Source organism: Sphingomonas sp., from assembly GCF_040398505.1.
GTDB lineage: Bacteria > Pseudomonadota > Alphaproteobacteria > Sphingomonadales > Sphingomonadaceae > Sphingomonas.
On record NZ_JBBATX010000040.1, the window covers coordinates 1 to 8,877 of the forward strand.

The following is an 8,877-nucleotide window of genomic DNA, read 5'->3' on the forward strand; positions in this document are numbered from 1 at the left end:
CTTCGCAGATATCAAACCAGCGCCCGCAACCGCTCCAGATCTTCCGGCCGGTCGATGTCGAGCAACTCCGCCTCCGGCGCGATTACCCGACGCCCGGCCCGGATCAGGTCGCGCGCGCCCGAGTCGCCTTCGAGCAGCAGCAGCGTGCTGAACTGCCCGGCGCCGAACAGCGCGGGCGGGGTGGGATGCAGGCCGTTGCTCGACGCGACGACGCTGTCGGGCCCATCGGCGGCGTCGAGCAAGCGCAGAACGTGCGCGGCGGTTACGCGCGGCATGTCGGCGAGCACGATCACCACCGCTTCGCAGCCCAGCGCGCGCGCCGCTGCAACGCCGAGCACAACTGAACCGGACATGCCGTCCTCCGGCGCACCATTTTGCACCACAATGTACCCGCGACTGGCGAAATCGAGATCGGTGTTCGAACAGACCGCAACGCGCGCCTTGAACGGCATGTCTTCGAGCGCGGTGACGACATGGAAGGCGAGTGGCTGGCCCAGGAACATCTCCTGCAGCTTGTCGGCGTCCCCAAAGCGCTCGGACCGACCTGCGGCGAAGAGCACCAGCGCGCATGCCTCGACTGCGATCATCGGCTCAATCCTTGCGGTTGAACGCAGCAACCATCGCCGCGGCGATCGACAGCGCGATTTCGGCCGGCCCGATCGCGCCGATATCGAGCCCGACCGGCGCGTCGATCCGGTCGAGATCGGCTGGCGAGACTCCTGCCGCCGCCAACCGCTCGCGCCGCGCGGCGTGGCTGCGGCGCGAACCGAGCGCGCCGACATAGGCGGTCGGGCGCGCCAGCGCAGCGATCAACCCCGGATCGTCGATCTTGGTATCGTGGCTCAATGTCACCACCGCGCTGGCAAGGCCGGGATCGAGCGCCTCAATCGCCTCGTCGGGCCAGCGATCATCGAGCGTTACGCCGGGAAAGCGCTCCGCGGTGAGGAAGCGCGCGCGCGGATCGATCACTGTCGTGGCGATGCCGAGTTCGCGCGCGAGCCCGGCGAGCGCCTGCGCGATCTGCACCGCGCCGACGATCAGCAAGCGGCGCGGCGGATCGTAGCGATTGACGAACGCCGCCCCTTCGAGCGGACGCAGCGAGCTTTGGCCGCTGGCGAGATCGGTCGAAACGCTGAGCGCTTTGCCGCTGGCTTGCGCCTCGGCGATGCGGTCGAACAGCTCGGGGTCGAAGCCCTCCGCCGACACCGGCTGTACCAGCACCGCAATCTCGCCGCCGCACGGCAGACCGACTTCCCACGCCGCCGCATCCGCCACGCCGTAATTCTTGAGCTGGAACGGCGCGCCCGCGATCACCTCGGCCGCCGTGGCGAGGATATCGCTTTCGACGCACCCGCCCGACACCGATCCCTCGAACCGCCCATCGGCATGGACCAGCATATGGCTGCCACGCGGGCGCGGTGCCGAGCCCCAGGTCGAAACCACGGTAGCAAGCGCCAGCGGTTCGCCCTTCCAGGTGCGCGCGGCGGTCAGGACGGAATCGTTATCGGGCATGGTCTTTCTTCCTCCCCTCCCTGGAAGGGAGGGGTTGGGGGTGGGTTGGTATGGGGCGGGGAAGGCGTTCGATAACGGGCCGACCCACCCCCGGCCCCTCCCTTCCAGGGAGGGGAGAACATCGTCACATCTCCGGCAACCCCGCCAACACCTTGTCGAGCGTCAGCGGAAAGTCGCGCACGCGCACGCCGCAGGCATTGTAGATCGCATTGGTCACCGCCGCCCCCGCGCCCGAGATCGAGAGCTCGCCCAGCCCCTTCACCCCGATCGGATTGGCGTGCCGGTCGATCTTCTCGACGAACAGCACGTCGAGCGGCGGCACGTCGGCATGGGCGGGGATATGGTATTCGCCGAGATCGTGATTGACGAACTGGCCGTAACGCTGATCGAGCACGGCATCCTCCATCAGCGCATAGCCGATCCCCCAGATCATCCCGCCGATCGCCTGGCTGCGCGCGAGCTTGGCGTTGAGGATGCGCCCCGCCTCGAACACGCCGAGCATCCGCCGCACGCGGGTTTCGCCGGTCACCGCATTGACCGCGACCTCGGCGAATTGCGCGCCGTGCGCGGCCTGACTGAAGGTCTTGGCGTTCGACCCTTGCGAAATCTTGCCCTTGCCGACCAAAGCCTCCGCACCGACCAGATCGCCCAACGGCACGCGGCGGTTGCCCGCCACCGCATGGCCGTCCTTGAGCGTCATGTCCTCGGGCGTCGTTTGCATCCGCTCGGCCAGCACCGCGACGACATCTTCGCACGCCAGCGCAACCGAAGACCCGGCGCTCGCCGCGCCGAACGATCCGCCCGATCCAGCGCCCGGCGGCAAATCGGTATCGCCGAGCACGACGTCGATACTTTCCATCGGCAGGCCGAGCGCCTCCCCCGCGATTTGCGCGAGGATCGTGTAGGTGCCGGTGCCGATATCGGTCATGTCGGTTTCGATCAGCGCACGGCCATCGGGCTTGAGCGTCACGCGCGCCTCCGAATCGACCAGCAAATTGATCCGCACCGCCGCCGCCACGCCCATGCCGATCAACCATTCGCCCTCACGCCGCTGCCCCGGCCTTGGCGAACGCTTGGACCAGCCGAACGCCGCGGCACCCTGATCGAGGCACTCGACCAGCGCGCGCGTCGAAAAGGGTGCGCCGGTCAGCGGATCGACCGCAGGCTCGTTCAACTTGCGGAAATCGATCGGATCGCGACCCAGCGCCTCGGCGATTTCGTCGATCGCGGTTTCGAGCGCGAGCGTGCCGACCGCTTCGCCCGGCGCGCGGACAGCACCCGCCATCACCATGTCGAGCGTCACCACCTTGTGCGTGAACTGGCGCACCGGCGCTTCGTACAAAGCGAGCGACCCCAACGCGACCGGCTCCATGAAGCCGCCATCGGGGCATTGGCTCACCACGCTGTCATGCGCGAGACCCAGCAATTTGCCGTCCTTGTCGGCGGCGAGCCGGATACGCTGGGTGGTATCGGTGCGGCGGTAGATGTTGTGGAACAATTGCGCGCGCGCCATCGCGATCTTGACCGGGCGGCCGATCTTTTGCGCAGCAATCGCGGCAAGCACCGCTTCAGGGCCGAGCATCTTCGAGCCGAAGCCGCCGCCAATGTACGGCGAGAGGATCCGCACCTTGTCGGCCGCAATGCCGATCGCCTTGGCGAGGACGGGCTTGGCGACGGCGAGGATCTGCAAACTCGAATACAGCGTCAGGTGATCGCCGTCCCATACCGCAACCGAAGCATGTGGCTCCATCGCGGCATGGACCTGGTTGGGGGTGGTGTAGACCTGATCGATCGTGACGCCGCCCGTGGCCTGCGCCGCCGCCATCGCCGCGTCGATATCGCCTTTGGCAATGTCCTGCAGCCGCGAGTCCTTCGGTGGCGGATTGGCTTTGGCAACGTTTGCCATCGTGTCGAAAGCGCCGTGTTCGATATCGACCTGCACGACGACTGCCTTCGCCGCCGCACGCGCCGCCTCGAAACTCTCGGCAATCGCGACGCCGACGACCTGGTCCCAATGATCGATCGCGTCATTCCCGGCATGCGCCGGGCCGAAGGCAGCAGCCTGACGCGGGATGCGCGGATCGTCGAGAATGACGTCGATCACGCCGGGTAGCGCGCGTGCCGCGGCGGCGTCGAAGCCCGTCACCTTGCCCTTGGCGGCGGGCGCGGTGATCAGATAGCCATAGGCGACATCGCCTTCGACGCGGTGTTCGTAACCGTAGCGCGCCGCGCCGCTGACCTTGAGCGCGCCCTCGCTGCGGTCGAGACCGACACCGAGCACACCCTGAACCCCGCGGTCCATTGCGATGCCGGGGTGATCGGCGTCCATCTTGTAATCGGTCATGCCGTTGCTCCGGTCAGGTCGCGCAGGCACGCGGTCAGCAGGCGCCGCGTGAGCGGGATCTTGAAATCGTTCGTGCCAAAGCCCTTCGCTTCCGCCAGCAAGGCGTCGGCCGCCGCGGCGAACACGGCATCGGACGGGGCTTGCCCGATCAGCGCCGCCTCGACCGCTGGATCGCGCCACGGCATCGGCCCGAGCCCACCGAAGGCGAGCGCCGCCGAGGCGATCTTGCCGTCTTCGACCGACACGATCCCGGCGACCGAGACAAGCGCGAAGGCGTAAGACGCGCGGTCGCGCACCTTGCGATAGAGCTGCTGCCCGGCGGGGGGCGGTGGCAAGTCGATATGCGTGATCAGCTCGCCTGCTTCGAGCACGGTTTCGATCTGCGGCGTGTCGCCTGGCAGACGGTAGAAATCGTGGATCGAAATCCGCCGCCGGTCACCATCGGGCTTCAATGTCACGATCACCGCATCGAGCGCGCGCATTGCCACCGCCATATCGCTCGGGTGCGTCGCGATGCACTGCGCGCTCGTCCCCAGCACCGCGAGAATGCGATTATACCCGCCGATCGCCGAACAGCCCGACCCCGGCACGCGCTTGTTGCACGCCATCGCGGTGTCGTAGAAATAGTAACAGCGGGTCCGCTGCAGCAAATTGCCGCCAGTCGAGGCCTTGTTGCGCAACTGCCCCGAAGCGCCCGCCAGCAACGCACGCGCCAGCACCGGATAGCCGTCGATGACATAAGCATTGGCGGCAAGATCGCTGTTCGGTACCAGCGCGCCAATCGTCAGCCCGCCATCCTCGCGCCGTTCGACCTGCGCCAGATCGAGCCGTGAGATGTCGACGAGTTTCTCCGGCGTCTCGATCTGCAATTTCATCAGATCGAGCAAATTGGTGCCGCCCGCGATGAAGCGACCGCCCGACGCGACCGCCGCTTCGGGGCTATCCGCCCGCGCATACTCAAAGGTTTTCATGCGCTTGCCACTTCCGAAATCGCGTCGACGATGTTGGGATAGGCCGAGCAGCGGCACAGGTTTCCGCTCATCCGCTCCGAAATCTCGAGGCCATCGAGCGTGACCGAATCGAGATCGGCGCTGACATGGCTCGCCCAACCCTTCTTCACTTCGTCGAGCATCCCGACCGCCGAGCAAATCTGCCCCGGCGTGCAATAGCCGCATTGATAGCCGTCATGGCGGACGAACGCCGCCTGCAGCGGATGGAGCGCGTCGGCGCTGCCAATCCCTTCAATCGTCAAAATGTCATCGTCCTGATGCATGACCGCGAGCGTGAGACATGCATTGATCCGACGGCCGTTGACCAAAATCGTGCATGCGCCGCACTGGCCGTGGTCGCAGCCCTTTTTGGTGCCCGTCAGCCCGACATGTTCGCGCAGCAGATCGAGCAGCGACGCGCGAATGTCGGGGTCTGCCTCGTGAACACTGCCATTGATCGTGAAATGCATGAAAGTCGCCGCTCCTGTGAGTTTGGGGTAACGCGGTCGCGTGAAATCGGTTTCCTGGGATAGGTAGCAGTATGAGACTTTTTACGCAGTCCTTGCGCAAGCAAAATGTCGTTGCCCTGTGCGGGGCCCTGTGCGGGGCCCTGTGCGGGGCGCTGTTCGCCGCGCTGGCGTCGGATGTCGCATCGGCGCAGACTATGCCCGTGTCAAAGGCGCTTTCTTCCCCCATCGTCATCGCGCATCGCGGCGCGAGCGGGCTGCGCCCCGAACATACGATCGCGTCCTACACGCTGGCGATCGAGCAGGGCGCGGATTTTATCGAGCCCGATCTGGTGTTGACCAAGGACGATGCCTTTGTCGCGCGACACGAGAATGACATTACCGGCACCACCGACGTCGCCCAACATCCCGAATTCGCCGCGCGCCGGACCGAGAAGGTGATCGATGGCGAGAAACATGTCGGCTGGTTCACCGAGGATTTCACGCTCGCCGAACTGAAGACGCTGCGCGCGGTCGAGCGGCTGCCCAAATTGCGGCGCGACAATGCCACATATGACGGGCAATTCGAGATCCCGACGCTCGCCGAAGTGATCGCGCTCGCCAAAAAGCACAGCAAAGCGGGGCGGGTGGTCGGCATCTATCCCGAGACCAAGCATCCGAGCTATTTCGCCGGCATCGGCCATCCGATGGAAGCCCGCCTGGTTGCGCAATTGAAGGCCGCAGGGTGGAGCAAGCCCGGCGACCCGGTGTTCATCCAATCGTTCGAGGTGAACAATCTCAAGCGGCTCCACACCATGACGGGCTTGCGGCTGATCCAGCTGATGGACGCAAGCGGTGCCCCCGCCGACGGTGCCGCCCCCAGCTATGCCGCGATGGCGACGCCCGCTGGCCTGACCGCGATCGCACGCTATGCGTACGCCATCGGCCCCAACAAGGACTTGATCCGCAAGGGCGACGATACGCCCTCCACGCTCGTGGCAGACGCGCATGCGGTCGGCCTGCGGCTCCATCCCTGGACCTTCCGCGCCGAGAACATGTTTCTGCCGCCAAGCCTGCGCAGCGGCACCGATCCCGCCGCCCACGGTCGGGTCGCGGAGGAAATGACACGTTTTCTTAACCTTGGCGTCGACGGTTTCTTCACCGATTTCGCGTATCTCGGCGTGGAAGCGCGCGCCGCGTGGCGCGCCAAAGCAAAGGCAACCAAATGATCCGCAAAGCCCTGCTCGCCACCACCCTGCTGCTGCCCGTGCTGAGCGGCGGCTGCGTCGCCAAGGCCGCGTTCGATGTCGTGACGCTCCCGGTCAAAGCCGCGGGCAAGGCGGTCGATTGGACCACGACCAGCCAGTCCGAGGCGGACCGCAATTACGGCAAGAAAATGCGCAAGGCCGAAGAACGCGAAGGCGCCGAGCGCAAGCAATGGGAAAAGGACTGCCGCCAGCACAAGCGCGACGATTGCGCGCGATATGACGGGTATCGGGCGCGGGATTGAGATCCTCCCCTCCCTGAAAGGGAGGAGATTGAGGGGTGGGTTGGCCCGTTGTCGAACGCCGCCGCCAGCGCCACACCGACCCACCCCCGACCCCTCCCTTCCAGGGAGGGGAGAGAATAGACCTACACGCCGTCCCCCAACACCCGCGCCACCGCCAGCAACACCTGCGGCCGCACCTGCACTCCGATATGGCTGCTGCGCACCTCGACCGCGCGGCCATCGGCATCGTGGCAGATCATCCCGTTGACCAGCCCGTCGCTGCGGCTCCAGATCGCGGTCGTCGGCACAGGCGGCGGGCGGGCGATCAGCGCGGAGCGCGCGACCACGGGCGGAGCGTCGATCCGCTCGCCGGTCAGCGCCTCGAACGCGCGCCAGACGTTGGTCGCACGCGGGCTCCCGGCGAAGGGCGAACTGATCGTGATGACTTCGCGCACCAAATCGGGCGCCTGGTGCGCCGCGAACCGCGCCATGATCCCGCCGAGACTGACGCCGACCAGCGTCACGCGCTCGTTTGTTGCGTTGTGCAGCGCGCGGATGCGGTCGAGCAGCAAATCCCCCTCCGCCCCGATCGCGCGCGCGCCAAGGTTGCGTCCCAGCCCCCACCCCTCGGCGCGGTAACCGAGCGAGGTCAGATAGCGCCGTAAAAACACGTTCGATCGGTCGCCGTTGAACAAACCGGGCAAGAGCATCACCGGCCGGCCGTCACCCCGCGGCCCGCGTGCCAGCATCCCCTTCGCAAAGGCGAGCGACGCCAGACCGTACGCGCCGCGCGGCACTTCCAGCGCCCATAATCGTTTCGACGGTGGTTTCATTCGTAACCTGGTTCCTGCTGCAGCGCAGCTATGGTACGCTAAGCGCATGGCCGACGATACGCATGTTCTGGACCGCCCACCCGAGGGGGCCGCCGCCGATTGGACGATCCCGCAGGATTGGGCGCATTTCACGCCCGAGGAGCACCGCGTTTGGGACACGCTGTTCGCGCGGCAAGCCGCATTGCTACCGGGTCGCGCGTCGAATGCCTATCTGCGCGGGCTCGACGTGCTCCAGCTCAGCAAGCCCGGCATTCCTGATTTCGAGGAATTGTCAGAGCGGCTGATGGCGTTGACTGGCTGGCAAGTCGTCGCGGTGCCGGGGCTGGTGCCCGACGACGTGTTCTTCGATCATATGGCCAACCGCCGTTTCGTCGCGGGCAATTTCATCCGCCGCGCGGATCAGCTCGATTATCTGCAAGAGCCCGACGTGTTCCATGACGTGTTCGGCCATGTGCCGATGCTCGCAGACCCGGTCTTCGCCGATTATCTCGCAGCGTACGGGCGTGGCGGGCAACGCGCGCTGGGGCTGGATGCGCTCAAATATCTCGGACGGCTCTATTGGTACACGGTCGAATTCGGGCTGATCGCCGACCCCGAGGGCTTGCGCATCTACGGTTCGGGGATCGTATCGAGCTTCGCCGAAAGCCGCTTCGCGCTCGACGACGCAAGCCCCAACCGCATCGCGTTCGACCTCAAACGGGTGATGCGGACCGAGTACCGAATCGACGATTTCCAGCAGAATTATTTCGTGATCCCGAGCTTCGATGAATTGCTGCGGCTGACGGTCGAAACCGATTTCGCGCCGTTGTACGAGGCGCTGGCGGGGTTGCCCGATGTGCCGGTCGCGACGGTGCTGCCGGAAGATTCCGTGCTGACGCTGGGGACGCAAGCCTATGCGTTGGCGCAGAAGTGAGCCGGGCCGAGCGCGAGCGTTGGGCCTTGGGCGAGGCGCAATGGCCGCACTTGCAGGCCTTCCTGTCGCAACGCGTCCCCGACGATACGTTCGGTAGCGTCCGGGCGCTGCGTGTCGCCGTCGATGGCGTGCTGGGCGAGCTCGATTTTCAGCAGCGCGCCGCCATTGCCACCGATTGTCGCGATTTCCTGCAAACCTTTAAGGCGCGCTACGATGATCGCGAGTTTCTGCGCGATGGCTTCGGCGTGCAGGGGGAGCTTCCGATCGACGACCGGGGGCGCGGCCAGGCCGGCCTGGCGCGCACGAAAGTGATCTACGATTCGTTTGTGGCGTCGCTGCGCGCCGAAGTCG

10 protein-coding genes are annotated in these 8,877 nt (G+C 66.1%); 4 read left to right on the forward strand and 6 right to left on the reverse strand.

Going from position 1 to position 8,877, the window contains the following annotated elements; all coding sequences use genetic code 11:
* Positions 1-11: 11 nt before the first annotated feature.
* From ABWP09_RS07050 to ABWP09_RS07070, 5 genes are all read right to left on the reverse strand, one after another.
* The gene (locus ABWP09_RS07050) at positions 12-587 is read right to left on the reverse strand and encodes a nucleotidyltransferase family protein (protein WP_353204440.1); all 576 of its coding nucleotides are present in this window, start codon (positions 585-587) and stop codon (positions 12-14) included.
* A gap of 4 nt (positions 588-591) precedes the next feature.
* Entirely contained in the window at positions 592-1,512 is a 921-nt protein-coding gene (locus ABWP09_RS07055; RefSeq protein WP_353204441.1) for an XdhC family protein, read from the reverse strand.
* Positions 1,513-1,636: 124 nt separating this feature from the next.
* Positions 1,637-3,856 (reverse strand): xanthine dehydrogenase family protein molybdopterin-binding subunit, encoded by a 2,220-nt coding sequence (locus ABWP09_RS07060; RefSeq protein WP_353204442.1) that lies wholly within the window; start codon positions 3,854-3,856, stop codon positions 1,637-1,639.
* The gene (locus ABWP09_RS07065; RefSeq protein ID WP_353204443.1) at positions 3,853-4,827 is read right to left on the reverse strand and encodes an FAD binding domain-containing protein; all 975 of its coding nucleotides are present in this window, start codon (positions 4,825-4,827) and stop codon (positions 3,853-3,855) included. Before ABWP09_RS07065 ends, ABWP09_RS07060 begins: the two co-directional genes overlap by 4 nt.
* The gene (locus ABWP09_RS07070; RefSeq protein WP_353204444.1) at positions 4,824-5,315 is read right to left on the reverse strand and encodes a 2Fe-2S iron-sulfur cluster-binding protein; all 492 of its coding nucleotides are present in this window, start codon (positions 5,313-5,315) and stop codon (positions 4,824-4,826) included. Before ABWP09_RS07070 ends, ABWP09_RS07065 begins: the two co-directional genes overlap by 4 nt.
* Before the next feature lie 194 nt (positions 5,316-5,509).
* On the opposite strand from ABWP09_RS07070, the gene ABWP09_RS07075 reads away from it, so the two are divergent.
* Both ABWP09_RS07075 and ABWP09_RS07080 read left to right on the forward strand, forming a co-directional pair.
* Entirely contained in the window at positions 5,510-6,520 is a 1,011-nt protein-coding gene (locus ABWP09_RS07075; protein WP_353204458.1) for a glycerophosphodiester phosphodiesterase, read from the forward strand.
* Positions 6,517-6,801, forward strand: coding sequence for a hypothetical protein (locus ABWP09_RS07080; RefSeq protein ID WP_353204445.1), 285 nt, complete (start codon positions 6,517-6,519; stop codon positions 6,799-6,801). Before ABWP09_RS07075 ends, ABWP09_RS07080 begins: the two co-directional genes overlap by 4 nt.
* A gap of 122 nt (positions 6,802-6,923) precedes the next feature.
* On the opposite strand, the gene ABWP09_RS07085 is transcribed toward ABWP09_RS07080, so the two are convergent.
* Positions 6,924-7,613 carry an esterase/lipase family protein gene (locus tag ABWP09_RS07085; RefSeq protein ID WP_353204446.1) on the reverse strand — a complete coding sequence of 230 codons (690 nt, stop codon included), beginning with the start codon at positions 7,611-7,613 and terminating at the stop codon, positions 6,924-6,926.
* 46 nt (positions 7,614-7,659) lie between these two features.
* Here ABWP09_RS07085 and phhA point away from each other — a divergent pair, with 46 nt between their 5' ends.
* Together phhA and ABWP09_RS07095 are read left to right on the forward strand one after the other, a co-directional pair.
* Entirely contained in the window at positions 7,660-8,526 is an 867-nt protein-coding gene (phhA, locus tag ABWP09_RS07090; RefSeq protein ID WP_353204447.1) for a phenylalanine 4-monooxygenase, read from the forward strand.
* 26 nt (positions 8,527-8,552) lie between these two features.
* Positions 8,553-8,877 (forward strand): hypothetical protein (locus ABWP09_RS07095; RefSeq protein ID WP_353204448.1); only part of this gene is annotated, 325 nt, incomplete at its 3' end.